Origin of the sequence: Streptomyces anthophorae, assembly GCF_049310305.1 — a bacterium.
Classification (GTDB): domain Bacteria; phylum Actinomycetota; class Actinomycetes; order Streptomycetales; family Streptomycetaceae; genus Streptomyces.
Genome location: NZ_JBLWQQ010000001.1, coordinates 3,604,193 through 3,630,505, shown reverse-complemented (window position 1 = coordinate 3,630,505; position 26,313 = coordinate 3,604,193). Strand labels below are relative to the sequence as shown.

The 26,313-nt window shown below is 70.7% G+C and carries 24 protein-coding genes; 18 read left to right on the top strand and 6 right to left on the bottom strand.

Annotation, left to right across the window (positions count from 1 at the left end; translation table 11 throughout):
* The first annotated feature begins 41 nt into the window (after nucleotides 1-41).
* Nucleotides 42-2,072, top strand: coding sequence for a thioredoxin domain-containing protein (locus ACNYS0_RS16110; RefSeq protein WP_422474334.1), 2,031 nt, complete (start codon nucleotides 42-44; stop codon nucleotides 2,070-2,072).
* Between the two features lie 42 nt (nucleotides 2,073-2,114).
* Here ACNYS0_RS16110 and trhA read toward each other — a convergent pair whose 3' ends face one another.
* Nucleotides 2,115-2,798, bottom strand: coding sequence for a PAQR family membrane homeostasis protein TrhA (trhA, locus tag ACNYS0_RS16105; RefSeq protein ID WP_422474332.1), 684 nt, complete (start codon nucleotides 2,796-2,798; stop codon nucleotides 2,115-2,117).
* A gap of 229 nt (nucleotides 2,799-3,027) precedes the next feature.
* Between trhA and ACNYS0_RS16100 the strand changes: the two genes are divergently transcribed.
* Nucleotides 3,028-4,866, top strand: coding sequence for a phosphoenolpyruvate carboxykinase (GTP) (locus ACNYS0_RS16100; RefSeq protein ID WP_422474330.1), 1,839 nt, complete (start codon nucleotides 3,028-3,030; stop codon nucleotides 4,864-4,866).
* A gap of 62 nt (nucleotides 4,867-4,928) precedes the next feature.
* Here the strand turns inward: ACNYS0_RS16100 and ACNYS0_RS16095 are convergent, their stop codons facing one another.
* Nucleotides 4,929-5,339, bottom strand: coding sequence for an SCO4983 family protein (locus ACNYS0_RS16095; RefSeq protein WP_422474328.1), 411 nt, complete (start codon nucleotides 5,337-5,339; stop codon nucleotides 4,929-4,931).
* 126 nt (nucleotides 5,340-5,465) lie between these two features.
* Nucleotides 5,466-6,677 (bottom strand): pyridoxal phosphate-dependent aminotransferase, encoded by a 1,212-nt coding sequence (locus ACNYS0_RS16090; RefSeq protein WP_385763448.1) that lies wholly within the window; start codon nucleotides 6,675-6,677, stop codon nucleotides 5,466-5,468.
* Nucleotides 6,678-6,928: 251 nt separating this feature from the next.
* Here ACNYS0_RS16090 and ACNYS0_RS16085 point away from each other — a divergent pair, with 251 nt between their 5' ends.
* Both ACNYS0_RS16085 and ACNYS0_RS16080 read left to right on the top strand, forming a co-directional pair.
* Complete coding sequence (locus tag ACNYS0_RS16085; RefSeq protein WP_422474326.1) at nucleotides 6,929-7,546, top strand: alpha-ketoglutarate-dependent dioxygenase AlkB; 618 nt, start codon at nucleotides 6,929-6,931, stop codon at nucleotides 7,544-7,546.
* Between the two features lie 76 nt (nucleotides 7,547-7,622).
* Entirely contained in the window at nucleotides 7,623-8,276 is a 654-nt protein-coding gene (locus ACNYS0_RS16080) for a hypothetical protein (RefSeq protein ID WP_422474324.1), read from the top strand.
* 9 nt (nucleotides 8,277-8,285) lie between these two features.
* Here the strand turns inward: ACNYS0_RS16080 and ACNYS0_RS16075 are convergent, their stop codons facing one another.
* Complete coding sequence (locus tag ACNYS0_RS16075; RefSeq protein WP_422474322.1) at nucleotides 8,286-9,890, bottom strand: N-acyl-D-amino-acid deacylase family protein; 1,605 nt, start codon at nucleotides 9,888-9,890, stop codon at nucleotides 8,286-8,288.
* Between the two features lie 257 nt (nucleotides 9,891-10,147).
* On the bottom strand, nucleotides 10,148-11,458 hold the full coding sequence (locus tag ACNYS0_RS16070) for an amino acid deaminase (RefSeq protein ID WP_422474320.1): 1,311 nt from the start codon (nucleotides 11,456-11,458) through the stop codon (nucleotides 10,148-10,150).
* A gap of 133 nt (nucleotides 11,459-11,591) precedes the next feature.
* Between ACNYS0_RS16070 and ACNYS0_RS16065 the strand changes: the two genes are divergently transcribed.
* From ACNYS0_RS16065 to ACNYS0_RS16040, 6 genes are all read left to right on the top strand, one after another.
* The gene (locus ACNYS0_RS16065) at nucleotides 11,592-12,668 is read left to right on the top strand and encodes a sugar kinase (protein WP_422474318.1); all 1,077 of its coding nucleotides are present in this window, start codon (nucleotides 11,592-11,594) and stop codon (nucleotides 12,666-12,668) included.
* On the top strand, nucleotides 12,665-13,414 hold the full coding sequence (locus ACNYS0_RS16060) for an IclR family transcriptional regulator (protein WP_422474316.1): 750 nt from the start codon (nucleotides 12,665-12,667) through the stop codon (nucleotides 13,412-13,414). The genes ACNYS0_RS16065 and ACNYS0_RS16060 overlap by 4 nt, the downstream gene beginning before the upstream one ends.
* 26 nt (nucleotides 13,415-13,440) lie before the next feature.
* Entirely contained in the window at nucleotides 13,441-13,851 is a 411-nt protein-coding gene (locus tag ACNYS0_RS16055) for a RidA family protein (protein ID WP_422409318.1), read from the top strand.
* Nucleotides 13,852-13,964: 113 nt separating this feature from the next.
* Nucleotides 13,965-15,446, top strand: a complete 1,482-nt coding sequence (locus tag ACNYS0_RS16050; protein WP_422409320.1) for a GntP family permease — start codon at nucleotides 13,965-13,967, stop codon at nucleotides 15,444-15,446.
* 77 nt (nucleotides 15,447-15,523) lie between these two features.
* Nucleotides 15,524-16,021, top strand: a complete 498-nt coding sequence (locus tag ACNYS0_RS16045; protein ID WP_422474314.1) for a hypothetical protein — start codon at nucleotides 15,524-15,526, stop codon at nucleotides 16,019-16,021.
* Between the two features lie 52 nt (nucleotides 16,022-16,073).
* Complete coding sequence (locus ACNYS0_RS16040; protein WP_422474312.1) at nucleotides 16,074-17,405, top strand: Nramp family divalent metal transporter; 1,332 nt, start codon at nucleotides 16,074-16,076, stop codon at nucleotides 17,403-17,405.
* A 64-nt stretch (nucleotides 17,406-17,469) separates the two neighbouring features.
* Here the strand turns inward: ACNYS0_RS16040 and ACNYS0_RS16035 are convergent, their stop codons facing one another.
* A complete protein-coding gene (locus ACNYS0_RS16035) occupies nucleotides 17,470-18,489 on the bottom strand; it encodes a chitinase (protein WP_422474310.1) in 1,020 nt (339 codons plus the stop codon).
* A 280-nt stretch (nucleotides 18,490-18,769) separates the two neighbouring features.
* Here ACNYS0_RS16035 and ACNYS0_RS16030 point away from each other — a divergent pair, with 280 nt between their 5' ends.
* The 8 genes from ACNYS0_RS16030 (at nucleotide 18,770) to ACNYS0_RS15995 (ending at nucleotide 26,300) form a co-directional block, all read left to right on the top strand.
* On the top strand, nucleotides 18,770-19,711 hold the full coding sequence (locus ACNYS0_RS16030; protein WP_422474308.1) for a hypothetical protein: 942 nt from the start codon (nucleotides 18,770-18,772) through the stop codon (nucleotides 19,709-19,711).
* 46 nt (nucleotides 19,712-19,757) lie between these two features.
* Nucleotides 19,758-20,477, top strand: a complete 720-nt coding sequence (cpaB, locus tag ACNYS0_RS16025) for a Flp pilus assembly protein CpaB (RefSeq protein ID WP_422474306.1) — start codon at nucleotides 19,758-19,760, stop codon at nucleotides 20,475-20,477.
* Between the two features lie 157 nt (nucleotides 20,478-20,634).
* Nucleotides 20,635-22,218, top strand: coding sequence for a CpaE/TadZ family protein (locus ACNYS0_RS16020; RefSeq protein ID WP_422474304.1), 1,584 nt, complete (start codon nucleotides 20,635-20,637; stop codon nucleotides 22,216-22,218).
* A 104-nt stretch (nucleotides 22,219-22,322) separates the two neighbouring features.
* Nucleotides 22,323-22,655 (top strand): TadE/TadG family type IV pilus assembly protein, encoded by a 333-nt coding sequence (locus tag ACNYS0_RS16015; protein ID WP_422474302.1) that lies wholly within the window; start codon nucleotides 22,323-22,325, stop codon nucleotides 22,653-22,655.
* Nucleotides 22,656-22,664: 9 nt separating this feature from the next.
* Nucleotides 22,665-24,047 carry a TadA family conjugal transfer-associated ATPase gene (locus tag ACNYS0_RS16010; protein WP_422474300.1) on the top strand — a complete coding sequence of 461 codons (1,383 nt, stop codon included), beginning with the start codon at nucleotides 22,665-22,667 and terminating at the stop codon, nucleotides 24,045-24,047.
* Complete coding sequence (locus tag ACNYS0_RS16005; RefSeq protein ID WP_422474299.1) at nucleotides 24,044-24,997, top strand: type II secretion system F family protein; 954 nt, start codon at nucleotides 24,044-24,046, stop codon at nucleotides 24,995-24,997. The genes ACNYS0_RS16010 and ACNYS0_RS16005 overlap by 4 nt, the downstream gene beginning before the upstream one ends.
* A 7-nt stretch (nucleotides 24,998-25,004) precedes the next feature.
* On the top strand, nucleotides 25,005-25,907 hold the full coding sequence (locus tag ACNYS0_RS16000; RefSeq protein WP_422474297.1) for a DUF5936 domain-containing protein: 903 nt from the start codon (nucleotides 25,005-25,007) through the stop codon (nucleotides 25,905-25,907).
* Between the two features lie 189 nt (nucleotides 25,908-26,096).
* Nucleotides 26,097-26,300, top strand: a complete 204-nt coding sequence (locus ACNYS0_RS15995) for a hypothetical protein (protein ID WP_422482665.1) — start codon at nucleotides 26,097-26,099, stop codon at nucleotides 26,298-26,300.
* Nucleotides 26,301-26,313 lie beyond the last annotated feature (13 nt).

Sequence of the window (26,313 nt, the reverse complement as noted above, 5' to 3'; positions counted from 1 at the left end):
CGGAGACGCGACGTGGATCGCCATGAGCGAGGATGGGAGGCATGCCGAACCGACTGGCCCATGAGACGTCCCCCTACCTCCTCCAGCACGCCGACAACCCGGTGGACTGGTGGCCCTGGTCGGCCGAGGCCTTCGCGGAGGCGCGGCGGCGGGGGGTGCCGGTGCTGCTCAGCGTCGGGTATTCGAGCTGTCACTGGTGCCATGTGATGGCCCACGAGTCCTTCGAGGACGGGGCCACCGCCGCCGTCCTGAACGAGAACTTCGTCAACATCAAGGTCGACCGCGAAGAGCGCCCCGACGTCGACGCCGTCTACATGGAGGCCGTGCAGGCCGCCACGGGCCAGGGCGGCTGGCCGATGACCGTGTTCCTGACGCCGGACGCCGAGCCGTTCTACTTCGGTACGTACTTCCCGCCCGAGCCGCGCCACGGCATGCCCTCGTTCACCCAGGTCCTGCACGGTGTGCGGGACGCGTGGACCGATCGGCACGGCGAGGTCACCGAGGTCGCCGGGAAGATCACCGCCGATCTGGCCGCGCGGGAACTGCCCTTCGGGAACACGGAGTTGCCGGGCGAGAACGAGCTGGCGCAGGCGCTGCTCGGGCTCACGCGCGAGTACGACGCGACGTACGGCGGCTTCGGCGGCGCGCCCAAGTTCCCGCCGTCCATGGTGATCGAGTTCCTGCTGCGGCACCACGCGCGCACCGGCGCCGAGGGCGCGCTTCAGATGGCCGTGGACACCTGCGAGCGGATGGCGCGCGGCGGGATCTACGACCAGCTCGGGGGCGGGTTCGCGCGGTACTCGGTGGACCGGGAGTTCACGGTGCCGCACTTCGAGAAGATGTTGTACGACAACGCGCTGCTGTGCCGTGCGTACGCGCATCTGTGGCGCTCGACCGGCAGTGAGCTGGCCAAGCGGGTCGCTCTGGAGACCGCCGACTTCATGGTGCGTGAGCTGCGGACGAACGAGGGCGGCTTCGCCTCCGCGCTCGACGCCGACAGTGAGGACCCGGTGAGCGGGAAGCACGTCGAGGGCGCGTACTACGTGTGGACTCCGGCGCAGTTGAACGAGGTGCTCGGCGAGGAGGACGGTGCCGTCGCCGCCCGCCACTACGGCGTCACGCCGGAGGGCACCTTCGAGGAGGGTGCCTCCGTGCTCCAGCTTCCGCAGGAGGACGGGGTGCTCGACGCCGGGCAGGCCGAGCGGATCCGGGAGCGGCTGCGCGAGGCCCGGTCGCGGCGGCCCGCGCCCGGCCGGGACGACAAGGTCGTCGCCGCGTGGAACGGGCTGGCGATCGCCGCACTGGCGGAGACCGGTGCGTACTTCGGTCGCCAGGATCTCGTGGACGCCGCCGTGTGCGCGGGTGACCTGCTCGTACGCCTGCACATGGACCCGCTCGCCCGGCTCGCGCGGACCAGCAAGGACGGGCGCGTCGGCGCCAACGCGGGTGTCCTGGAGGACTACGCGGACGTTGCCGAGGGCTTCCTCGCGCTCGCGTCGGTGACCGGCGAGGGCGTGTGGCTGGAGTTCGCCGGGTTCCTGCTCGACCACGTCATCGACCGGTTCACGGACCCGGAGAGCGGCGCCCTGTACGACACCGCGAGCGACGCCGAGCAGTTGATCCGGCGGCCCCAGGACCCGACCGACAACGCGACGCCCTCCGGGTGGACCGCCGCGGCGGGCGCCCTCCTGTCGTACGCCGCGCACACCGGTTCCGAGCCGCACCGCACCGCCGCCGAGCGCGCCCTCGGCGTGGTCAAGGCGCTGGCCCCGCGGGCGCCGCGGTTCATCGGGAACGGGCTCGCGGTCGCCGAGGCGCTGCTCGACGGGCCGCGCGAGGTCGCGGTCGTGGGGGAGGTCGGCGGGCGACTGCATCACGCGGCGCTCACCGGGACCGCTCCCGGGGCCGTCGTCGCGGCGGGCGAGGAGGGCAGCGGCGAACTGCCGCTGCTGGCCGACCGGCCGCTGGTCGACGGGGGCGAGGCGGCCTATGTCTGCCGCCACTTCGTGTGCGACGCGCCGGTGACGGACGCCGACGGCCTGAAGCGGGCCCTGGGCGAGACGCAGGAGTAGAGCAGGGGTGGAGAAGGCGCGGGCTGACCCCGGCTTCCGGGGTCAGCCGTGCTGGTACGCGACCAGCGAGATGCCGACGTAGTGCACGACGAACGCCGCGAGGGTGAGCGAGTGGAAGACCTCGTGGAAGCCGAACCAGCGCGGTGAGGGGTTCGGGCGCTTGATGCCGTAGATGACGCCGCCCGCGCTGTAGAGCAGCCCGCCGACGATCACCAGGACGAGCACCGCGATGCCGCCCGTGCGCATGAAGTCCGGCAGGAAGAAGACGGCGGCCCAGCCCATCGCGATGTAGCAGGGCGTGTAGAGCCAGCGCGGGGCGCCGACCCAGAAGACCCGGAAGATGATCCCTGCCGCGGCGGCCGCCCAGATGCCCCACAGCAGCCACTGGCCCTTGGCCTCGGGCAGCAGCAGCATCGTCAGCGGCGTGTAGGTGCCGGCGATGATCAGGAAGATGTTCGCGTGGTCCAGACGGCGCAGTACGCCGCCGGCGCGCGGGCCCCAGTTCCCCCGGTGGTAGAGCGCGCTCACGCCGAACAGCAGGCAGGCCGTGAGGACGAAGATCCCGCATGCCACCCGGCCGCGCGTGGAGTCCGCGAGGGCCGTGAGGAAGATGCCCGAGATCAGCACGGCGGGGAACATGCCCGCGTGCAGCCAGCCGCGCAGTCTCGGCTTCAGCGCGGAGGGCTGGGAGGCGGGGACTTCGGGGTGCTCGGTGGCGACACTCATCCCCGCATGGTACCTACGCGACCGTAGGTAACGGGCCCCGTACGTGGTGATGCTCACCTCGCTCACCTGTGAGGCCCCCTGGACAGATGGGCGTTTCGGTCGGATGATCAAATGAGTGCGGTCGGCACCGGATGAGCGCCCACTGAGCTCCAGTGGACTGGGAGGCGCAGCGTCCGGGTCGCAGCCCCCACGGGGCATCAACCTCAAAACCCCTCATTTAGGAGCGATCGTGGCGCGCGACATCGCGGCTCCCTCCCTGGACACCCTCCCGACGAACCACCAGGAACTGATCTCGTGGGTCAACGAGATCGCCGAACTGACGCAGCCGGACAGTGTCGTCTGGTGTGACGGCTCAGAGGCCGAGTACGAGCGCCTCGCCGAGGAGCTCGTCGTGAAGGGGACGTTCAAGAAGCTCGACCCCATCAAGCGCCCCAACTCGTACTACGCCGCCTCCGACCCGTCCGATGTCGCGCGGGTCGAGGACCGTACGTACATCTGCTCCGAGAAGGAGGAGGACGCGGGTCCCACGAACCACTGGAAGGCCCCCGCCGAGATGCGGGAGATCTTCCGGGGCAACGAGGGGAACGGGGGGATCTTCCGCGGCTCGATGCGCGGACGGACCATGTACGTCGTCCCGTTCTGCATGGGACCGCTCGGCTCGCCGCTGTCCGCGATCGGCGTCGAGATCACCGACTCGGCCTACGTGGCCGTCTCCATGCGCACGATGACCCGGATGGGGCAGCCGGTCCTCGACGAACTGGGCGAGGACGGCTTCTTCGTGAAGGCCGTGCACACGCTGGGCGCCCCGCTGGGTCCCGACGAGGCGGACGTGCCGTGGCCGTGCAACTCCACGAAGTACATCTCGCACTTCCCCGAGGACCGCGAGATCTGGTCCTACGGCTCCGGCTACGGCGGCAACGCCCTGCTCGGCAAGAAGTGCTACGCGCTGCGCATCGCCTCCGTCATGGCGCGCGACGAGGGCTGGCTCGCCGAGCACATGCTGATCCTCAAGCTCACCCCGCCGACCGGTGAGTCGAAGTACGTCGCCGCGGCCTTCCCGAGCGCCTGCGGCAAGACGAACCTCGCGATGCTGGAGCCCACGATCTCCGGCTGGACCGTCGAGACCATCGGTGACGACATCGCCTGGATGCGGTTCGGCGAGGACGGCCGGCTCTACGCGATCAATCCCGAGGCCGGTTTCTTCGGCGTCGCGCCCGGCACCGGCGAGCACACCAACGCCAACGCCATGAAGACGCTGTGGGGCAACTCGGTCTTCACGAACGTCGCGCTCACCGACGACGGCGACGTGTGGTGGGAGGGGATGACCGAGGAGACCCCGGCTCACCTCACGGACTGGAAGGGCAACTCCTGGACCCCGGACTCCGGCGTCCCGGCCGCGCACCCCAACGCCCGCTTCACCACCCCCGCCTCGCAGTGCCCGATCATCGCGCCCGAGTGGGAGGACCCGAAGGGCGTGCCGATCTCGGCGATCCTCTTCGGCGGCCGCCGCGCCTCGGCCGTGCCGCTGGTGACCGAGTCCTTCGACTGGAACCACGGCGTGTTCCTCGGCGCCAACGTGGCGTCCGAGAAGACCGCCGCCGCCGAGGGCAAGGTCGGCGAGCTGCGCCGCGACCCGTTCGCCATGCTGCCGTTCTGCGGCTACAACATGGGGGACTACATGGCGCACTGGGTGAAGGTGGGCGCCGGCAAGGATGCCGCCAAGCTGCCGAAGATCTACTACGTCAACTGGTTCCGGAAGAACGCGGACGGCAAGTTCGTGTGGCCCGGCTTCGGTGAGAACTCGCGCGTCCTGAAGTGGATCGTGGACCGCCTCGACGGCCGCGCCGAGGGCGTCGAGACGCCGATCGGCATCCTGCCGACCAAGGAGTCCCTGGACACGAACGGCCTCGACCTGGCCGAGTCCGACCTGGACTTCCTGCTGACGGTGGACAAGGAGGCCTGGCGCGACGAGGCCTCGCTGGTTCCCGCGCACCTCAACACGTTCGGCGACCACACGCCGACGGAGCTGTGGGACGAGTACCGCAAGCTGGTGGACCGGCTCGGCTAGAGCCGTGCGACATGCAGAAGGGGCGCGGCGGAAGCCGCGCCCCTTCTGCATGTCCACGTCGGTCACACAGCGACGAGATCCCCCGCGGAGGCGTGCGCCTCCATGCGCTGCGCGGCCAGAATCGCGGCCGCCGTGTCCGCGCGGGACGCCGCGACCACCAGAGCGCGACCCGCGAGGGCGTGCGCCCGCTGATGCAGCGCCGCGACGTGCGGCTCGTGGACCGAGGCCGCCACGGCCGAGCGGACCGGAGTGTGGCCGCCGCGGAGCCGGGCGACCTGCGCGGCCAGCGCGTCGGCCGCCTCGTCGAGGTCGGCCGCGGACTCCAGTGCGCGCAGCTCGTCGGTGATCGCGAGCAGCGCGCTCAGATGCCCGGCGAGCTGGATGTCCAGCTCCTCCTCGCGGGAGCGGTGCGGGAATTCGCCGCTGTCGGCCGCCGTCGAGTGGACCGACTTGGTGCGGATCGGCTCGTACATGGGAGGCCTCCAGGGCATGCGTGTCAGCTTGGCCTCCATCGTACCTTAGATCTTGTCTAAGTTAGAACCTGTCCAAAGTAGGAGTGTCGCGAAGGGAATGGGGGTGTCACGGCTGGAGCGGGAGCGTCACGGCTGGCTGTAGCCGTCCAGGAAGTTTCCGATCCGGGTGACCGCCTCCGTCAGCTGCCGGGTGTCGGGCAGCGTGACGACGCGGAAGTGATCGGGCTCCGGCCAGTTGAAGCCGGTGCCGTGCACCACCATGATCTTCTCGGCCCGCAGCAGGTCGAGCACCATCTGCCGGTCGTCCTTGACCTTGAACACCTTCGGGTCGAGCCGCGGGAAGAGGTACAGGGCACCCTTGGGCTTCACGCAGGTCACGCCAGGGATCTGCGTCAGCAGCTCGTACGCGACGTCCCGCTGCTCCTTCAGCCGCCCGCCGGGCAGCACCAGATCGTTCACCGTCTGGCGTCCGCTGAGCGCCGCGACGACGCCGTGCTGGCCCGGCATGTTCGCGCACAGGCGCATGTTGGCGAGGATCGTCAGGCCCTCGATGTACGACTCGGCGTGCGCGCGGGGCCCGGAGATCGCCATCCAGCCCACCCGGTAGCCGGCCACGCGGTACGCCTTCGACATGCCGTTGAAGGTGAGCGTCATCAGATCCGGGGCGATGGCGGCGGTCGGGGTGTGCGTGGCGCCGTCGTAGAGGATCTTGTCGTAGATCTCGTCGGAGCAGACGAGGAGGTTGTGGCGGCGGGCGATGTCGGTGATGCCGCGCAGCATCTCGTCGCTGTACACGGCGCCGGTGGGGTTGTTGGGGTTGATGACGACGATCGCCTTGGTGCGGTCGGTCACCTTGCGCTCGATGTCGGCGAGGTCCGGCATCCAGTCCGACTGCTCGTCGCAGCGGTAGTGCACGGCGGTGCCGCCGGAGAGCGAGACCGCGGCCGTCCACAGCGGGTAGTCCGGGGCGGGGACGAGGACCTCGTCGCCGTCGTCGAGCAGTCCCTGCATGGCCATCACGATCAGCTCGGAGACGCCGTTGCCGATGAAGACGTGCTCGACGTCGGTCTCCACGCCGAGGGTCTGGTAGTGCATCATCACGGCGCGGCGGGCGGCGAGCAGGCCCTTGGCGTCGCCGTAGCCGTGCGCGTCCCCGAGGTTGCGGAGCATGTCCTCGAGGATCTCCGGCGGGCACTCGAAGCCGAACGCCGCCGGGTTGCCGGTGTTGAGCTTCAGGATGCGGTGCCCTGCCGCCTCCAGCCGCATCGCTTCCTCGAGAACCGGGCCACGGATCTCGTAGCAGACGTTGGAGAGCTTGGTCGACTGGATGAGCTGCATCCCCAAACTTTACGGCCGTGTTTCGGGATGCCGCGCGCCGTTTGTCGGCCGGTGGAGCGGTGGGTCCGGCGCGGGTTTCGGATGCGGTGGCACGGGGTGCCGGATACCTCCGGAACGGCGGGTTCCGGGGTGGGCGCGGCTTTGATGGGGCGGGTCGGCGGGGCGGGTGAGATGGGCCACGCCCTCGCCCGCGGGGGCGGCGCGACTCGATTAATCGAGCGAACGTTCGAAACATTGGTTACGGTGGGGCCATGCTTCAGGGATCGCTGTTCGACCAGGCCGAGGAGATCGCACTCGGGTCGCTCGGAGCGGTGCGGCGCACCGCGCTCGGCGACGGTGCCTGGATCGACGTGCTGCCGGGCTGGCTGAGCGGGGCCGACGCGCTGTACGAACACCTCGCCACCGCCGTGCCGTGGAAGGCCGAGCGGCGGCAGATGTACGAGCGGATGGTCGACGTGCCCCGGCTGCTCAAGTTCTACGGGGCGGGGGAGCGGCTGCCGCATCCGGTGCTCGACGCGGCGCGGGACGCGCTGTCCGCGCACTACGCGCGGGAGTTGGGCGAGCCGTTCAGGACGGCGGGCCTGTGCCACTACCGGGACGGCCGGGACAGCGTCGCCTGGCACGGCGACCGGATCGGACGCGGCGCCCGCGAGGACACGATGGTCGCCATCCTGTCGGTGGGCACGCCGCGCGACCTCGCGCTGCGGCCCGTCGGCGGCGGCCCGGTGGTGCGCCGCCCGCTCGGGCACGGCGACCTGATCGTCATGGGCGGGTCCTGCCAGCGGACCTGGGAGCACGCGATCCCCAAGTCGGCCCGCGCGGCCGGCGGCCGGATCAGTGTCCAGTTCCGGCCGCACGGGGTGCGTTGAGGCCGGTTCGCGCGGTCTGTGGACGTATCGCCGACGACTGTCCCACGGACCCCCACAGTCCCTACACTTCGCCCTCATGTCCTGGCAGCACTCTCGTCCCGGTGACGAACCCGTCGTTCCCGAGGTCGTCTACGACCCGGACCGGGCGGCCCACGCGTACGACGGGTACGTGGATCCGGCCGCCGCGCACGGCTGGCAGGAGCCGGCCGACGCCTCGGGCGACACGGCGCCGCTCCCGCGCGTACCGGCCGCCGGACGCGGGCCCGCGCACGCGCGGAGCAGTGCGGTGTTCGCCGACGGCTCCGGGCGTCGTCGCCGCCTCATGCGGGTCGGCGGCATCGCGCTCGGGGGTGTCTGTGTCGTCTTCCTCGGCGCCGTCGTCACCGGGCTCTTCGGGTCGAGCCCGTCGGGCGGTCCGCTGCCCTGGGGCGGCGAAGAGGACGGCAAGAAGCAGCGCGCCGAGCACTCCGCGCCCGCGTCGACCGGGCCCGCGCCCGCCCCGAGCGGCTCCGTGTCGAGGCCCGGCCCGTCGGCCACGCCGACCGGCACGGCCGGCGCGGCGTCCAAGAAGCCGAAGGAGAAGGCCGCGGACCCGACCGGCTCTCCGTCGGCGTCCGCGACGGCGGCGCCGACGGCCACTGCGTCCACCACCGCGCCCGCCCGGGGGAACTCCGGGAACAACCCCGGACGGGGGAACGCCTCACCGGGGGCCGGCAAGGGCCCCAAGTGACCGGACGGCTCAGCCGCCGACGGTCCTGCGCACCGACCGGCCCGCGAGGACGTCCGTGCGCTTGCCGTCCTCGATCACGAACTTTCCGTCGACGAGGACGTGCGGGATGCCGACCGGCAGCGTGCGCGGCGCCTCGAACGTGGAGCCCGCGGCGACCGTCTCGGGGTCGAACAGGACCAGGTCGGCGCGGTAGCCCTCGCGCACCAGGCCGCGGTCGGGGAGCCGCAGCCGGGCCGCGGGACGCGAGGTCAGATGGGCGACCGTCTCCTCCAGCGACATGACGCCGAGATCGCGGGCGTAGTGGCCGAGGTAGTGCGGGAACGTGCCGTACGCGCGCGGGTGCGGCTTGTAGCCCTGGAGGATGCCGTCGCTGCCGCCCGTGTGCACGGAGTGCTGCATGATCGCGCGGACGTTGTCCTCGTGACCCACGTGCTGAAGGATCGACGAGCCGAGGTTGTCGTTGATCAGCAGGCGGCGGGCGGTGACCCACGGGGCCTCGCCGCGCTCCGCGGCGGCCTGCGCGACGGTCTTGCCGACGCAGGAGGCAAGGCCCGGGTCGGAGACGCCCGAGATCTCGATCTTGTCCCACTCGATCGGCACGCCGTGGCAGCCGTCCGCGCCGATCTCCTCGACGTGGTGCCGGATCCGCTCGGCGATTTCGTCGTCCTTGAGGCGGGCGAGCGTGGCGTCGGGGCCGCCCTCGTTGGCCCAGCTCGGCAGCATCGCGACGAGCGTGGTCGCGCCCGGGGTGTACGGGTACGTGTCCAGGCTGATGTCGGCGCCGTCCGCGATGGCCCCGTCGAGCAGGGCGAGCAGGTCGACGCCCTTGCCCTTGTTCACACCGAAGTTCATGGTGGCGTGCGCGAGGTGCAGGGAGCAGCCCGCGGTGCGGGTCAGCTCCACCATCTCCCGGTACGCGTCGAGCGCGCCGGCGCCGTAACTGCGGTGGTGCGGGCAGTAGTAGCCGTCGTACTCGGCCACCACCCGGCACAGCTCGGTGAGTTCGGCGTCCTTCGCGTACATGCCCGGGGTGTAGGTCAGCCCGGAGGACATTCCCACGGCGCCCTGCTCCATGCCCTCGGCGACGAGCTGCTTCATGCGCTCCAACTCGGCCGGGGTGGCGTCCCGGTCGTCCCAGCCGACCGCGTACATGCGCACGGTGCCCTGCGGGATCAGGTACGCGGCGTTCACCGCGATGCCCTGCCGGTCGATGCGGTCCAGGTACTCGCCGACCGTGCGCCAGTCGAAGTCGATGTCCGAACCGTCGCCGTTCCAGCCGGTGATGGCCTGGCGGACCTGGGCGAGGGTGCGGTCGTCGACGGGGGCGTACGACAGGCCGTCCTGGCCGAGGACTTCGAGGGTGACGCCCTGGGCGGCCTTCGCGCTGTGGTCCGGGTCGCGGAGCACGGCGAGGTCGCTGTGCGCGTGCATGTCGATGAAACCGGGGGAGAGGGCGAGCCCTTCGGCCTCGACGGTTCGCTCCGCGGTGGGGCGGGGGCCGGTCCCCTCGGGGGTGATCCCGGCGATGCGGCCGCCGTCGACGGTGACGTCGGCTCGGTAGGAAGCGCCGCCGCTGCCGTCAATGACGCGCGCGTCGCGGATGACCAGGTCCATTTGGGGTGCCTCTCTTGTTCAAGCCCCTGTGGCACGTTGCCGCAGGCGGGGGGTGGGCAAATCAAGCCCCTGCGGCGATTGAGCAGCGGGGTCCGGGGCGGAGCCCCGTGGCGTGAGCGGCGGCGGGGTTGGGGCCGTCGTATCGGCGCGCGGCACCGGGGCCGCCTTGCCCACCCTGCCTTCCCCAAGCTCTCCGACAAGCTCCGAGCAGGGGAGACCCCATGAGGCGGCAGATTGCCCAAGGCGGCGCAGGGCGCCTAGAAGTACGTGCGGATGTAGTCGACGACCGTGCCGTCCGATTCCACCAGCGGGATCAGCTGCCACTTGTCGAAGGACGTGCACGGGTGCGAAAGACCCATGCCGAGCCAGTCGCCCACCTCGACGTTGGCGCCCGGCTCCGTGCGAACCCACCCGTGCTGGTCGGAGAGCCCGGTCACCGCGACCCCCGTGGCCTCCCGGACCTCGCCCGTCCGCGCGTCCCGCACGACCTGCGCCTCCGGCAGATCGATGTCGTACGCGGCGTCCCGCTTGCCCGCGTTGGTGAACGCCTGCCCCTCGTTCGGCCGCGAGACGAACTGCGCCCACAGCCGGAACGCCGGCTCAAGGGCGCCCTCCTCCGGGACCCGGTTGAACGGGGTGAGGTGCCGGTAGTGGCCGTCGTCGTGCGAGACATACGCGCCCGAGCGCAGCAACTTCAGGACCGGGGCGCCCAGTTCGGGGATCTCCGCGAACACATCGGCCACCGCGTCGAACCACGCGGAGCCGCCCGCGCTCACCACGATCTCGTCGAGGCCCGCGAAGCGCCCCGCCTTGTCGAAGTCCGCCGCGAGCGCCACAAGGCGACGCAGCCAGGCGCGCACCCGCTCGCCGTCGGCGTCCGGCACCTCGCCCTCGTACCCCGCGACGCCGACAAGGCGCAGTGCGGAGGAGGCCGCCACCGAGTCCGCGATCTCCGCGCAGTCCGCCTCGGAGCGGGCCCCGGTGCGCGCGCCGTCGCCCGCGCCGAGCTCCACCACGACGTCGACCGGGCGGCCCGCGCCGGCCTCGGCCAGGGCGGCCTGCATCAGTTCGACGCCGCGCACGGAGTCGACGTAGCAGATGAAGCGGAAGGACGGGTCGGCGTCCAGCTCCTTCGACAGCCACTTCAGGGCCGCCGCGTCGACGAGCTCGTTCGCCAGGAAGATCCGGTCGATGCCGAACTCCCGTGCCACGCGCACCTGGTGGGGCACGGCGAGGGTGATGCCCCACGCGCCGTGCTCCAGCTGCCGGTGGAAGAGCTGCGGCGCCATGGACGTCTTGCCGTGCGGGGCGAAGGCGAGGCCGTGCCGGGCCGAATAGGTCTCCATGAGCGCGAGGTTGTGCTCCAGGCGCTCGGCGGAGAGGGCGAGGACGGGGGTGGTGAAGCCGTCCGTGAAGAGATTCAGGCGGCGGGCGGCCAGCTCGCCGACCGTCGCGCCGTCCGCCTCGGGAGGCAGTCCCTTGAAGCGGAAGTCCACCCGCTCCGTCGCCAGCTCCTCAAGACGAGCGGTGCGGCGCTCGAAGGCATTGTCGGCGTTCTGGGCGGTCACGGCGCCTCCTCCAGGCAGCCCGTTGCACCATTTGCAACGGTCATTGCGTATGTCGCTTCATGCTGTCTAACATCCGAGCCAACGTCGGGTCAACGGAGCCCGAGGACCCCTGCCGCGAGGAGTGCGACCCACCGTGACCGCCACCGGACCCGCAGTACCGACCAGCGCCGTCGATGTCGCCGATGGCGCCGACGTAGTCGCGCTCGGCGAGTCCATGGTCACGTTCCGGCCCTCCGTCCCCGGGCGGCTCGCCGACGTGCCCTCGTTCGATCGCGGGATCGGCGGCGCCGAGTCCAACGTGGCGTGCGTGCTCGCCGCCGCCGGGCACCGCTCCGCCTGGGTCAGCCGGGTCGGCGCCGACGGCTTCGGCGACCACCTCGTGGAGGCCATCGGCGCGTACGGCGTCGACACCTCCGCCGTCCGCCGTGATCTGCACCGGCCCACCGGCATCTACTTCCGCACCGCGGGTGACCGGGCCACCGCCGCCCACGAGGTCGCCTACTACCGCGCCGGGTCCGCCGCCTCCGCGATGTCCACCGCCAACCTGGACCAGGACGCGCTGCGCTCCGGCCGGATCCTGCACCTGTCCGGGATCACCGCCGCGCTCTCCGCCACCTGCCTCGGCCTGCTGCGCGAGCTGACCGCCCCGAGCGCCGGACGCCCCCTCGTCTCCTTCGACGTCAACTACCGGCCCGGCCTGTGGCCGGGGTCCGACGAGGGCCCCGAGGTGCTCCTGGAGCTCGCGCGCGGCGCCGACATCGTGTTCGTCGGCGACGACGAGGCCGAGGACGCCTGGGGCATCACCGGCGGCCCCGACGCCATCCGCGAGGCCCTGCCCGAGCCCGCGCTGCTCGTCGTCAAGCGCGGCGCCGACGGCGCGGTCGCGTACGACGAGGACGGACGCCACGAGGAGCCCTCCCCGCGCGTCGACGTCGTCGCCGCCGTGGGCGCGGGCGACGCCTTCGCCGCGGGCTTCCTCTCCGCCACGCTGCGCGGACTGCCCGTCGCCGAACGCCTCCGGCACGGCCACCTCTGGGCCGCCGTCGCCCTCACCGAGCCCGGCGACCTCGCCGCCCCGCCGAGCCGCGCCCGGGCGGACCGCCTGGTCGGCCTCGACGCGGCACAGTGGGGGACACTGCACGTCGGCCCCGGTTGGGCGGCAGCCGATGCCACCGACGAGCCGGCCGCAGAGGAGGTACGTACGCCATGAGCCAGACCGTCGACCGCGCGCTCAGCATCCTGCCGCTGCTCGCCGAGGGACCCGCCGACCTGGGACAGGTCGCCGACCGCCTGGGCGTGCACAAGTCCACGGCGCTGCGCCTGCTGCGGACGCTGCACGAGCACGGCCTGGTCTACCGGCAGACCGACCAGCGCTACCGCCTCGGCGCCCGCCTCTTCGCGCTCGCCCAGGAGGCCGTCGAGAACCTCGACGTCCGCGAGATCGCCCACGCCCATCTCGTCGAACTCAACGAGAAGGTCGGGCACACCGTCCACCTCGCGGTGTACGCGGAGAACGAGGTCCTCTACATCGACAAGGTCGAGAGCCGCTACCCGGTGCGCATGTACTCGCGCGTCGGCAAGCCGGTCGCCATCACCGTGGCCGCCGTCGCCAAGCTGCTCCTCGCCGACCTCCCCGAGGCCGAGCGCCGCGCCCTCGCGGAGAAGCTCGACTACCCCATGTACACGGCCCGTTCGACCCCCAACGCCGCAGCGTTCCTGCGGGAGTTGGAGAAGGTGCGCGAACAGGGCTGGGCCACCGACCTCGGTGGCCACGAGGAGTCCATCAACTGCGTCGGCGCCCCCATCCGCGGCGCGGACGGCCGGGTCGTCGCCGCCATGTCGGTCTCCGCGCCGAACGTCGTCGTCACCGCCGAGGAACTCCTCACCCTGCTCCCGCTGGTGCGCCGCACGGCGGAAGCCATCAGCCGGGACTACTCCGGTACCCCTCCCAAGTAACACCCCTCCGAAGGAAGCCAGTTCACATGTCCGAGAAGACCGCTCTCACGCCCGCCACCCACACCACCCCGCCGGCGAAGTTCTCGCACGGCGTCAAGAAGGGCAACATCCTTCAGGTCGCAGGACAGGTCGGCTTCCTGCCGGCCGAGGAGGGCAAGGCCCCGACCCCCGCGGGCCCGACCCTCAAGGAGCAGACCCTCCAGACCTTCGCCAACGTCAAGGCGATCCTCGAAGAGGGCGGCGCGAGCTGGGACGACGTCATGATGATGCGCGTCTACCTGACGGACGTCGACCACTTCGCCGAGATGAACGCCATCTACAACGAGTACTTCGAGGGCGAGGGTCTCAAGGAGGCCCCCGCCGCCCGCACGACCGTCTACGTCGGTCTGCCCAAGGGCCTGCTCATCGAGATCGACGCGCTCGCCGTCCTGAGCTGAGCCACCCCCTCCGCGCCACGGTGCGGCGCCCCGCGGGGCGCCGCACCGCGATCCCACCTGTCTGAAAACGCTGGAAACGCCCCGCATCCCCACATGTACTTACGAGGTCAACGATGTCCCCGTACGCCCCCCTCACGTCCGCCGCCGCGGACGCGCCTGAGCACACCGGTGGTCTGCTCCTCCTCATACCCGGCACCGCCGGCCTGCTGACCGTTGCCGTCCTCGGCATCGTGCTGCTGCTCTTCCTGATCATCAAGGCCAGGTTGCAGCCCTTCGTGGCCCTCCTGACGGTCTCCATCGCCGTCGGCCTCGCGGCCGGCCTCTCCGTCACGGAACTCTTCGGCACCGTCCAGAAGTCCACCGCCACCTCCGTCATCGAGGACGGAATGGGCGGCACCCTCGGACACATCGCGATCATCATCGGCCTGGGCACCATGCTCGGCGCGATCCTGGAAGTGTCCGGCGGCGCCGAAGTACTCGCGTCCCGCCTCATCCACCTCTTCGGCGAGAAGCGCGCCCCCATCGCGATGGGCCTCACCGGACTCATCTTCGGCATCCCGGTCTTCTTCGACGTCGGCATCTTCGTGCTCGCGCCGATCGTCTACGCGGCCGCCAAGCGCGGCGGCAAGTCGATCCTGCTGTACTGCCTGCCGCTGCTCGCCGGCCTGTCGATGACCCACGCGTTCCTGCCCCCGCACCCGGGGCCCGTCGCCGCGGCCGGTCTGCTCCACGTGGACCTCGGCTGGGTCATCCTCATGGGCATCGTCTGCGGCATCCCGGCCGTGCTCGCCGCCTGGGGCTGGGCCGCCTGGATCGGCAAGAAGATCTTCGTGCCCGTTCCGCAGGACATGGTCGAGGCCGCCGACGAGGCGAAGGCCGCGCTCGCCGAGGAGCAGCGCAAGGACGGCATCACGCCCCGCGAGGACCCGGTCCCGCTCGGCATCGTCTTCACGATCATCGCCATCCCGCTGGTGCTGATCCTCGCCGCCACGTTCTCCTCGATCGCCATGGACCCGTCCACGGCCCGCTCGGTCATCGAGTTCTTCGGCAACCCGTTCGTGGCGCTCACCATCGCGCTGTTCGCCGCGTACTACCTGCTCGGCCTGCGCCGCGGCTGGTCCCGCAAGTCCCTGGAGACGGTGTCCACCGCGTCCCTGAAGCCGGTCGCCAACATCCTGCTCGTCGTCGGCGCGGGCGGGGTCTTCGGCGCCGTCCTCCAGGCCAGCGGCATCGCGCAGGCGCTGTCCGACACGTTCAGCAGCATCGGCCTGCCGATCATGGTCCTCGCGTACCTGATCTCGCTGGTGCTGCGCGTCGCGCAGGGTTCGGCGACGGTCGCCATCGTCACCACGGCCGGCATCGTCGGCCCGCTGCTCCAGGCCGGCGACTACTCGCAGCCGTACACGGCCCTCGTCATCATGGCGATCTCGGCGGGCTCCATCTTCGCCTCGCACGTCAACGACGGCGGCTTCTGGATGGTCTCCAAGTACTTCGGGATCTCCGAGCGGGACACCCTGCGCACGTGGACGGTCCTTGAGTCGGTCCTCTCGGTCGCCGGATTCGTGGTGGCCCTGGTGATCGGCTTCTTCGTCTAGCGCCCCGTGCCCCGAGCCCGTGCCGCACCCACCCCTGGGGGAGGTGCGGCACAGGCTTGTCCGCCATACTTCCGCCCGTGGAGCAGCGTATGGAGAACGAGAAGGTCACGCCCGTCACCGGTGCCGGCTTCGACCCGGCGCACATCCCCGGCCTGACGCCCCCCGTCGGGGAGCAGGAGTCCGAGGAGGCCACGAAGGCCGCGGAACCGGCGCAGGAGGTGACGCCGGAGCCGGAGGAGGGGCCGGAGGAGCCCACGCGGGAGGAGCCCTCGGAGGCCTCCGCCGAGAAGGAGCCCGACACCGAAGGGCCCGTCCTCGAAGCCAAGGACCGGCGCGGCTCGATCACCGTCGACGCGAGCGGTGTCCGGTTCACGTTGGACGACCAGGAGGCCGACTTCACCTGGGACGAGATCAGCGCCGTCGAGTTCGGCACCGCCCGCAAGCGGCTCACGGTGACGGTCCACATGCCCAACAGCCGCTGGTTCCCGAACGACGTCGAGGCCCCCGACAAGGCCCGCCTCAACGAGTGGACGGACCAGCTGGACAAGGCGCTGGACGCGTACTTCGAGGAGTGAGTTCCTGACGGGCCTCTTGCCAGCGGCGCCGCTTTGCGCACCCTTGGTGTTCATGGCGGACACCACGGGCACCCCAGGAACCGGCAGTACCACCTCCTCCGACCCAGGCCCCCGCAAATCCAGCTGGAAGTACATCGGCCCCGGCATCGTCGTCGCCGCGACGGGTGTCGGGGCGGGCGACCTCGTCGCCACCCTCATCGCGGGCAGCAACTTCGGCTACACCCTGCTCTGGGCCGCGGTCCTCGGCTGCCTCGTCAAGATCAGCCTCGCGGAGGCGGCGGGCCGCTGGCACCTGGCCACGGGGCGCACCCTCTTCGACGGCTGGGCGAGCCTCGGCAAGTGGACCACGTACTTCTTCGTGATCTACGCGGTGATCTGGGGCTTCGTGTACGGCGCCGCGGCGATGTCGTCGAGCGGACTGCCCCTCCAGGCGCTGTTCCCCGACGTGTTCCCGGCCGAGTGGTCGATCAAGCCGTGGGCGATCCTGTCCGGCGTGGTCGGCCTGGTCTTCGTCTGGCTGAACAAGTACAGCGTCTTCGAGAAGGTCATGACGGTGCTCGTCGGCGTCATGTTCGTCGTCACCGTCTATCTGGCGATCCGCGTCACCCCGCACCTCGGCGACGCGTTCGCGGGCCTGCTCCCGGTCCTCCCCGACGAGAAGGACTCGATCCTCAACACGCTGGGCCTGATCGGAGGCGTCGGCGGCACCATCACCCTTGCCGCGTACGGCTATTGGGTCAACGCGAAGGGCTGGACCAACACCTCGTGGATGAAGGTGATGCGCCTCGACAACCGGGTCGCGTACATCACCACCGGCATCTTCGTCGTGGCGATGCTGTTCGTCGGCGCGGAGCTGCTGCACTCCTCGCACACGGCGATCGCCGAGGGCGACAAGGGACTCGTCGACCTCTCCAAGATCCTTGAGGCCCAGTACGGCACGGCGACGGCGAAGCTCTTCCTGGTCGGCTTCTTCGCGACGTCGTTCACCTCGCTGATCGGCGTCTGGCACGGCGTGAGCCTGATGTTCGCCGACTTCGTCGAGCGCTACCGGCTCTCCCGCGTCGTCACCGGCGAGGAGGTGGCGCGCGGCGACCGCGAGAAGGGCTGGCCGTTCCGCGCGTTCCTGCTGTGGATGACCTTCCCGCCGATCATCCTGCTCTTCCAGGGCCAGCCGTTCCGTCTGGTCATCATCTACGGAGTCCTGGGCGCGGCCTTCATGCCGTTCCTGGCGCTCACCCTGGTCTGGCTCCTGAACTCCTCGCGCACGCCCGCGAGCTGGCGCAACGGCTGGCTGAGCAACGGCATGCTGACCGTCGCGGGCCTGCTGTTCGTCGTCCTGTGCGTGAAGCAGGTCTGGGACGTGCCCTGGTCGGAATTCTTCTGATCCGTACGGGGACCGGGCGTTGGCAGCGCCGCCGGGGGAGCGGCGGCGCTGCCAACGCGGGGGACTACAGGCCGTCGACGTGCGGTCCGACGGCCGAGGACCACGCGTTGCCGGAACTGGCATCCCAGTTGGTCGACCAGGTCATCGCGCCGCGCAGGCCCGGGTAGGTCTTCGACGGCTTGAACGAACCGCAGTTCGTGCCCTTGGTGAGGCAGTCGAGTGCGTCGTTCACGACGGAGGGCGCCACGTATCCGCTGCCCGCCGCGCTCGACGAGGCCGGCGTGCCGATGCCGACCTGCGAGGGGTCGAGCCCGCCCTCCAGCTGGATGCAGGCGAGGGCGGTCAGGAAGTCCACGGACCCCTGGCTGTAGACCTTGCCGTCGCAGCCCAGCATCGAACCGCTGTTGTAGTACTGCATGTTGACGACGGTGAGGATGTCCTTCACGGCCAGGGCGGTCTTGAAGTACTCGGCCGAGGTCGACTGCATGTCGATGGTCTGCGGCGCCATGGTGAGCACGAAGTCGCCGCCCGCCTTTGCCGCGAGCGACTTCAACGCCTGCGACATGTACGTGGAGTTGAGCCCGTTCTCCAGGTCGATGTCGACGCCGTCGAAGCCGTACTCCTGCATCAGCGCGTACACGGAGTCGGCGAAGTTGGCCGCGGAGGCCGCGTCGCTGACCTGGATGGTGCCCTTCTCGCCACCGATCGAGATGACCACGGACTTGCCGGCCGCCTGCTTGGCCTTGATGTCGGCCTTGAAGGCGTCCTCCGTGTAGCCGCCGAGACCCGCCGAGTCGAGCGTGAAGTCGACGGCGCCGGGCGTCGTGGTGGCGTCGGCGAAGGCGATGGCAACGATGTCGTAGGCGTCCGGGACGTCGGAGAGTTTCTGCACCGTCGCGCCGTTGTCGAAGTTCTGCCAGTACCCGGTGACGGCGTGCGCGGGAACGGCGGCCGTGGAGCTTTCCGCCGTACTCGCGGCATTGGCCGTACTTGTCGTGGCGAGAGCGCCCACGGCGAGCGCCGCCGCCGTGAACGCGCCCAGAAGCACGCCGATCCGGGATCGTCTGCGATGGGAATGCGCCATTTCTTCCTCCAAGTGGGGGGAGGTCTCCGGCACCGAAGTGGGGGAGATGTGGGGGGAGTTGGGGAAGCGACTGCTGGCCGTACAAACTGGTCCAGACCATTGAACTTGTCAAGGGTTGTCACCGACGCTTCTTCGCCAACCGGCTGCGGGACCGCCCCGATCGCCCCGTGAACAGTGCGAAGTGGGGTGTTGCGGGGCGGCTGCGTGGATATGGTGCTGGAGCAACGGCACCGCGAGGTGCCGCTGGAGGGACGCAGAGCGACGACCGGGGGGTTCACGCGTGCCGACCGCCATAGCCGTGACCGACCCCGACCTGGTCCTCGCCTCGCCGGACCGGCACACACCGACCGCCACCGTGCTGCCCGTGGGCGAACCGCAGCAGAAGTATCCGCTCGACAGGGCCCTGACCGACGTCCACACGCTGATCGAACAGCACGGATACGTGATCGTGCTCTGTCCGGAGTCCGCGCCGGACGCGACCGTGCACCGGCTGCATTCGATCCGTTCGGTGCTGGAAACCGACCGAATGGCGATCCTGCGCCCCGCGCTCCCGCCCCTCGGCCTCGCCGTCCTCGCGCTGCAATTGCGCCAGTTGTCGATCTGCGACTTCAGCCCCGGGGTCCTGGCCTCCTCGGCCCGCCTGCTCGCGCACTACGTCTACGCGGGCGCCGTCGTCGGTTCGGTCGCCAAACTGGACCGGGTCCCGGTCTCCCTGAAGGCGCACGCGAAGTCCTGGTCCCCGAACGCCCAGTTCGCGGTGGTCGCCTCACCGCAACCCCAACTCCTGCGTCTCACGGGCTCGGAGACCCCGACGGGCCCCGCCTTCGGCACCCGCATGGTCTACGCCGTCGGCCAGCACACCCCGGACTGGCTCACCGGCGTGCTCGCCCCCGCCTGGCGGGTGCAGAGCGTGTCGCGCACGCGACTTCCGGCCGACTCGCCGCGCTGGTGGGCGACGGGCAAGCCGGGCGGCCCCGGCCGGATCGTCGAGTTCGCGGCGGCCATCCCCGACATCTCCGTGCTCTACCAACTGGTCTCGTCCGTCCGCCGCGAGCAGTGCCACTGGTGCGGCCTCGAACTCATCGGCGACCGCTGCGGGTTCTGCTCCGCGCCGCTGGCCGGCGAGTCGCCACCCGAGAGCGCGGGCGCCACGGCACGCTCCGCGCTCGCACCGGCGGCCGGCCCGACCCGAACGGCGCTCCCACGCGCACATCACCACTGACCCCACCCCGACCCCACTGGCCCCTACCAACGAGGTTGCTCGGTCCATGAACTCACGTCAGCGCCGCGGCGTCATACTCCTGGTCGTCTCGGCCCTGTGTGCCATCGGCGCGTTCGCCGGTGTGCTGGCCGTGATCCGTGACGTGGACTCGAAGGTGGGGTCGGAGACGGACGCGTACGAGCTGAAACAGGACGTGTCCCCGTACAAGCAGCTCACGGCGGACCAGTTCGAGAAGGTGCGGATGCCGAAGCGGTGGCTGTCCGACACTGCCGTCACCGACCTCGGCGAGATCCGCGGCAAGATCGCCGTCACGCAGCTCAAGAAGGGCTCCCTGCTCCAGTCCGACATGATCGTCGACCGCCCGAAGCTGGAGGCGGGTCAGCAGGAGATCGCCATCATGATCGACGCGGAGACCGGCGTCGCCGGAAAGATCAACCCCGGCTCCAAGGTCAACATCTACGCCACCTTCAAGGCCGAGAACGACAAGCAGCGCGACCAGTCCAAGGTCATCGTGGAGAACGCCGGCGTCATCGACGTCGGCAAGCTCACCCCGATCGACCAGCAGGGCGCCGCCGACAGCGAGAACGCCACGCGCAGGCAGGGCGAGGCGGTCCCGATCACCTTCGCCCTCGGCCCCGCGGACGCCCAGCGCGTGGCCTACGCGGAGTCGTTCGCGACCCACGTCCGCCTGGCCCTGGTGGCCCCGGGCGACGACGAGAAGATCACCCCGGAGGACCGCTCGTACACGCTGGAGGGCGACAAGTGAGGGCAGCTCCCGCATTTCAAGCCACGGTGGCGGCACGGTCATTTCAAGGATCGGCGGCGATTCCGGCACATCAAGCCCCTGCGGCGTTTGAGCAGCGGGGTCCGGGGCAGAGCCCCGAGTCGTCAACCCCGGTGCCGCGGAACGGAGCGTCCCGCCGATGACCACCCGCATCCTCCCGGCGGTATCGGACCCGGAAACCGCCAGAGGCCTCGTCACCCTCCTCTCCCAACTCCCCGACGCCGAACCCGCCCCACCCGTCGCCGACGCCACCGCCCTCCTCGACACCCTGGCCGGCCTCGCCGCCGAGTCCCTGGACGAACTCCCCGAGGTCGTCCTGGTCCACGAACGCATCGGCCCGGTCCCCGCGCTCGACCTGATCCGCGACCTGGTCCTCCGCTTCCCCGCGGTGGGCGTCGTCCTGCTCACCGCCGACACCGGCCCCGCCCTCCTCACCGCCGCGATGGACAGCGGAGCGCGCGGCATCGTCGCGTTCCCCCTCGGCTACGACGCCCTCGCGGAACGCGTGCAGGCGGCGGCATCCTGGTCGGCAGGCATGCGCCGGCACTTGGCGGGCAGCACGGGAACGGAACTCGTCCCGGCGGGCGGCGGCGGCCGGGTCGTCGCGGTGGCGGGCGCGAAGGGCGGCGTGGGGACAACGGTCACGGCGGTCCAACTGGCCCTCGCGGCCAGGGCGTCGGGCCGCGCCACGGCACTGCTCGACCTGGACCTCCAGTCCGGCGACGTGGCCTCCTACCTCGACGTCCAGTTCCGCCGCTCCGTCGCCGACCTCGCCGCGATCCGCGACATCACGCCCCGCGTCCTCCAGGACGCCGCCTTCGCCCACGAGTCCGGCGTCGACCTGCTCCTGGCCCCCGCCGACGGCGAACGCGGCGAGGACGTCACGGACCGCGTGGCCCGCCAGGTCATCCACGCCCTGCGCGCCCGCTACGACGTGGTGATCATCGACTGCGGTACGCAGATGAGTGCGGCGAACACCACCGCCATCGAACTCGCCGACCAGACGGTCCTCCTGGTCACCCCGGACGTCGTGGCGGTACGCGCGGCGAAACGCATGGTCCGCCTCTGGGACCGCCTCCAGGTCCGCAAGGCGGAGGAGACCCTCACGGTCGTCAACCGCCACGCCCGCTCGGCGGAGATCCAGCCGTCACTCGTGGAACGCGTCACGGGCACGAAGACGGCCCGCACCTCGATCCCGGCCGCGTACAAGGAACTCCAGGCGGCGGTCGACGCGGGCCGCATGCAGGACCTCGACAACCGCTCGACGGTCAAGCAGGCGATGTGGGCGCTGGCGGCGGACCTGGACCTCGTGGCGACGCCCGCACCCCCGACGTCCGGCCGCCGGGCCCGCCGCCGCGGCGACAAGGGCGCGGTGACCCTCGAATTCGCGGCGATGTTCCCGCTGGTCCTGGTCGTCATGGGCCTGATGTGGCAATGCGTCCTGTGGGGCTACACGTACTCCCTGGCCGGGAACGCGGCGGACGAGGCGGCACGGGCGGCGACATCAGCTGCCGCGGGAACCGGGAACATGGCGGGCGCCTGCGACGCGGCAGGCCGCAAGAACCTGCCGGGGTCCTGGCAGGGCGCCCAGATCACCTGCACGGACGACGGCACGGTGACCCGAGCAACGGTCAACGTGGATGTTCCTCTGTTCTTCCCCGGCGTGAACCCCGGCTGGAAGGTCACGGGCGAGGCAGGCGCAGCAACGGAGGCGGTCCGGTGACGGTTTATCAAGCCCCGCCGGCGATTGAGGCGCGGGGCCCGGGGCAGAGCCCCGAGACGTCAACCCCGCGGCGGCGAAAGGTATCCGGCGACCGCGGAGTCTCCATGCTGGAGTTCGCCGGCTTCCTCCCCTTCCTCCTGGTGATCGGCATGGCCGCGATCCAACTCGGCCTCGTCGGCTACGCCGCGAACCAGGCGGGATCCGCCGCCCGCGCGGCGGCGAGAGCCGAATCGCTCACCCCCGGGTCCGCCCAGACGGCCGCGTCCGCCGCGACGAGCGCCTGGCTGGACCCCAAGGCGGAACCGGCGGGTGGCGAGGACACGGTGACGTACACCGTCACCGTCCACGTACGACCGATCATCCCGTTGCTCGGCGACGGCTGGTACATCCACCGCACCGCGACCATGCCGAACGACCGCGAGAACGTGGGGAGTTGATCTGAGGACATGAGCCTGCGCTCACGAGTGATCGCCACCCGCGACCCCGCTCTCGGCGGCCCCGACGCCCCCACGCCCCCCGACCGCGACGAGGGCCTGGTCGCCGTCTACCGCACCAAGCTGCTCGAAGAGATCGACCTCGCCGAGATGTCGTCCCTCCAGGCCGCCGAACGCCGGGTCCGCCTGGAGCGCGTGCTCGGCCACATCATCAGCCGCGAGGGCCCGGTCCTCTCCTCGACGGAGCGCACCCAGCTGATCCGCCGCGTCGTGGACGAGGCCCTCGGCCTCGGCATCCTCGAACCCCTCCTCGCGGACGCCTCGATCACCGAGATCATGGTGAACGGCCCGGACTCGATCTTCGTGGAACGCGCCGGCCGGGTCGAACAACTCCCGCTCCGCTTCACATCCTCCGAGCAGCTCATGCAGACGATCGAACGCATCGTCTCGACGGTGAACCGCCGCGTCGACGAGTCCAACCCCATGGTCGACGCCCGCCTGCCCACCGGCGAACGCGTCAACGTGATCATCCCGCCGCTCTCGCTCACCGGCGCCACGCTCACGATCCGCCGCTTCCCGCGCGCGTACAGCCTGAACGAACTCCTGGAACTCGACTCGCTCGACGAGCACATGCTGATGTTCCTGGCGGCCTGCGTCCGAGCCCGCTTCAACATCATCGTGAGCGGCGGTACGGGCTCCGGAAAGACGACGCTCCTGAACGCACTCTCGGCGCTCATCCCGTCCCACGAACGCATCATCACGATCGAGGACTCGGCAGAGCTCCAACTGCAACAGGATCACGTGATCCGTCTCGAATCCCGCCCCGCGAACGTCGAGGGCAAGGGCCAGATCACCATCCGCGACCTGGTCCGCAACAGCCTGCGCATGCGCCCCGACCGCATCATCGTCGGCGAGGTCCGCGGCGGCGAGACCCTCGACATGCTCCAGGCGATGTCGACCGGCCACGACGGCTCGCTCGCCACGGTCCACGCGAACACGGCGGAGGACGCCCTCACCCGCCTCCAGACCCTCGGCTCGATGTCGGAGGTCGACGTCCCCTTCGAGGCGCTGCGCGACCAGATCAACTCGGCGGTGGACGTCCTCGTCCAGCTCACGCGCGCCGCCGACGGCTCCCGCCGGATCACGGAGATCGCCCTCCTCGTCTCGCACGGCCGCGAACAGTTCCGGATCGCGACCGCGACCCGCTTCGTCGCGCAGCCCTACGTCTCCGGGGCCACCGACGACGAGATCCGCCGGGTCCGCGGCTACTACGAACATCTCCCGCTGCCCCGCCTCCTCGCCGACCGGCTGTACGTGGCGGGGGAGGCGGTGCCACCGGCGTTCGGCGTCGTGGAGTCGGTGGACGTACGCAACACGAGGGAGGCGACGGGATGACGACCCCTGTCCTGCTGGCCCTGGGCGCCACGGTCCTCGCCTGCGTCGTCGCGATCGCGGGCGTCCACGCGCTGGCGTCGGGGCGGGCCCGGAGCCAGGAGCTGGCCGACCGCCTGGACGCGTACCCGGCGGGCGGCGCCCCGTCCGCCGCCGCGGGCGGCCGGGCCCGCCGCTTCACCACCATCGACCGCCGCCTGCGCCGCACCCGGCTCGGCCGCTCGGTGCACCTGCGCCTGTCGGCGACGGGCCTGGACGTGACGGCGGGCGAGTTCTCGGTCTACGTGGCCGTGGTCGCGGTGGGCCTGTGGCTGCTGGCGGCGTCGACCCTGGCGCCGTTCTTCGGCCCGATCGCGGCACTGGTGACCGTCTACAGCGCGCTCATCTTCCTCAACTGGCAACGCCAGAAACGCATCGAGGCCTTCATCAACCAGCTCCCGGACGTCGCCCGCCTCCTGGCGAACGCGACGGCTGCGGGCCTCGCGCTGCGTACGTCACTGGCGATGGCGGCGGAGGAGCTGGAGGCGCCCGCGGGCGAGGAACTCTCACGGGTGGCGGACCAGTTGGCGCTCGGCCGCTCGGTGGACGACGCCCTGGACGAACTCGCGACCCGCCTGCCCTCGCGCGAACTGGTCGTCCTCGTGACCACCCTGGTCCTGTCCAACAAGGCGGGCGGCACGGTCGTCTCCTCCCTCCGCAACCTCACAAAAACCCTGGAGGACCGGAAGGAGACCCGCCGCGAGATCCGCACGATGCTCTCCGAGGTCAACGCGACGGCCTTCACGGTCCCGCTCCTCGGCCTCGGCTCCCTCATCATGGTCAACGCCTCGAACGACGGGGCACTGGCACGGGTGACGGACTCCGGGGTGGGCCGCACGCTGATCCTGATCTCACTGGGCCTCTACGGCATCGGCTTCTTCGTGATCCGCCGCCTCGGCCGAATCGAGGTGTGAGCGGACGATGTCGACAACGATGGTGGGCGTACTCCTCGCGGCGCTCGCGGGGGCGGCGGTCCTGGGTATCTGCCTCGGCGTCCGCATGTACCGCGCGGACGCCAAGGTCCCCAGCGACCTGGCCCTGGCCCTGGAGGTCGGCGCGACCCGCGTCTCGACCACCGGCTCGGCGGTCGACCGCATCGGCATGCGGTTCGCGCCGCTGGTGCTGCGCCTGATGGGCCCGCGCCGCGTGGACGCGAAGCGCCGGAAGATCGACCAGGCGGGCAACCCCGGCGGCCTGACGATCGACCGCTACGCGGCACGGCGCGCGGTCTACGGAGCGTTCGGCCTGGTCATGGGCCTGGTCTTCCTCTCCGCCGACAGCCCCCTCTTCGGCCTCCTGACCTTCGCGTTCGGCGCGCTGGCGGCGGACGCGCTCATCTGGCAGGCGGTACGGGACCGCAAGGAGGTCATCGACCGCACGCTCCCGGACTTCCTGGACGTCCTCGCGGTCGTCGTCTCGGCGGGCCTCGGCTTCCGCCAGGCCCTCGACCGGGTCTCGGAGAGGTACGAGGGCCCCTGGGCCGACGAACTGCGCATCACCCTGCGCCAGATGGACATGGGCGTCCCCCGCCGCCAGGCCTTCGACGAACTCCGCCGCCGCAACGCCTCCGAGCAGGTGGCCCAGTTCGTCTCGGCGCTCCAACAGGGCGAGGAACTGGGCTCCCCGATCGCGGACACCCTCATCCAACTCGCCACGGACATGCGCCGCACAGACGCCCAGAACTCCCGCCGCCGGGCAGCGAAGACGATCCCGAAGGCGACGATGGTGACGCTGGTCTTCATGCTGCCGGCGACGATGATCCTCATCGGAACGGGCATGTTCCTGGGGTCGGGCACCAACTTCGGTTCGATCCTGGGGCGTTGATGGTGATGGGGCGGAGGGTGCCGGTGGCGAGCAGGGCAATGCGTCGACCACTTCCGGTCAAGCGCGCCCCCTTACTTGGCGAATACGGGCGCAGAGGGTTGCGCTCCACGTACGTTGCGTGTGTTGATTTGGTTGCCTTGGCGAGAGTGCCGGAAGTAGTGAAAGGGGGATCCCGTGATCAGGGACAAGATGCTGCGGGCGTGGGTGACGTGGACCAATGCGGTGGGGGAGAGGGTTCGGGGTACTCGGCGGGATTCAGGGGCCGGGTTCGTGGAGTATGCGGGCCTGATGATTCTGATCGCTGGGATTTTCGTGGCGATCAAGGGTTTGGGCCTGGACGGGAAGATCGGCACGGCCATCGGCACCGCGGTGAATCGCGTCACGGGCGGCTGAGTTGTCACCTCCG

Coding starts and splice junctions, on each gene's coding strand:
- ACNYS0_RS16095 (WP_422474328.1), bottom strand. CDS start 5,339: ATGTACGAGCCGATCCGCACCAAGTCGGTCCACTCGACGGCGGCCGAC.
- ACNYS0_RS16060 (WP_422474316.1), top strand. CDS start 12,665: ATGAGCCAGACCGTCGACCGCGCGCTCAGCATCCTGCCGCTGCTCGCC.
- ACNYS0_RS16020 (WP_422474304.1), top strand. CDS start 20,635: ATGACCACCCGCATCCTCCCGGCGGTATCGGACCCGGAAACCGCCAGA.
- trhA (WP_422474332.1), bottom strand. CDS start 2,798: ATGAGTGTCGCCACCGAGCACCCCGAAGTCCCCGCCTCCCAGCCCTCC.
- ACNYS0_RS16035 (WP_422474310.1), bottom strand. CDS start 18,489: ATGGCGCATTCCCATCGCAGACGATCCCGGATCGGCGTGCTTCTGGGC.
- ACNYS0_RS16050 (WP_422409320.1), top strand. CDS start 13,965: ATGTCCCCGTACGCCCCCCTCACGTCCGCCGCCGCGGACGCGCCTGAG.
- ACNYS0_RS16015 (WP_422474302.1), top strand. CDS start 22,323: ATGCTGGAGTTCGCCGGCTTCCTCCCCTTCCTCCTGGTGATCGGCATG.
- ACNYS0_RS16085 (WP_422474326.1), top strand. CDS start 6,929: ATGCTTCAGGGATCGCTGTTCGACCAGGCCGAGGAGATCGCACTCGGG.
- ACNYS0_RS16075 (WP_422474322.1), bottom strand. CDS start 9,890: ATGGACCTGGTCATCCGCGACGCGCGCGTCATTGACGGCAGCGGCGGC.
- ACNYS0_RS16080 (WP_422474324.1), top strand. CDS start 7,623: ATGTCCTGGCAGCACTCTCGTCCCGGTGACGAACCCGTCGTTCCCGAG.
- ACNYS0_RS16110 (WP_422474334.1), top strand. CDS start 42: ATGCCGAACCGACTGGCCCATGAGACGTCCCCCTACCTCCTCCAGCAC.
- ACNYS0_RS15995 (WP_422482665.1), top strand. CDS start 26,097: ATGCTGCGGGCGTGGGTGACGTGGACCAATGCGGTGGGGGAGAGGGTT.
- ACNYS0_RS16010 (WP_422474300.1), top strand. CDS start 22,665: ATGAGCCTGCGCTCACGAGTGATCGCCACCCGCGACCCCGCTCTCGGC.
- ACNYS0_RS16000 (WP_422474297.1), top strand. CDS start 25,005: ATGTCGACAACGATGGTGGGCGTACTCCTCGCGGCGCTCGCGGGGGCG.
- ACNYS0_RS16040 (WP_422474312.1), top strand. CDS start 16,074: ATGGCGGACACCACGGGCACCCCAGGAACCGGCAGTACCACCTCCTCC.
- ACNYS0_RS16055 (WP_422409318.1), top strand. CDS start 13,441: ATGTCCGAGAAGACCGCTCTCACGCCCGCCACCCACACCACCCCGCCG.
- cpaB (WP_422474306.1), top strand. CDS start 19,758: ATGAACTCACGTCAGCGCCGCGGCGTCATACTCCTGGTCGTCTCGGCC.
- ACNYS0_RS16005 (WP_422474299.1), top strand. CDS start 24,044: ATGACGACCCCTGTCCTGCTGGCCCTGGGCGCCACGGTCCTCGCCTGC.
- ACNYS0_RS16090 (WP_385763448.1), bottom strand. CDS start 6,677: ATGCAGCTCATCCAGTCGACCAAGCTCTCCAACGTCTGCTACGAGATC.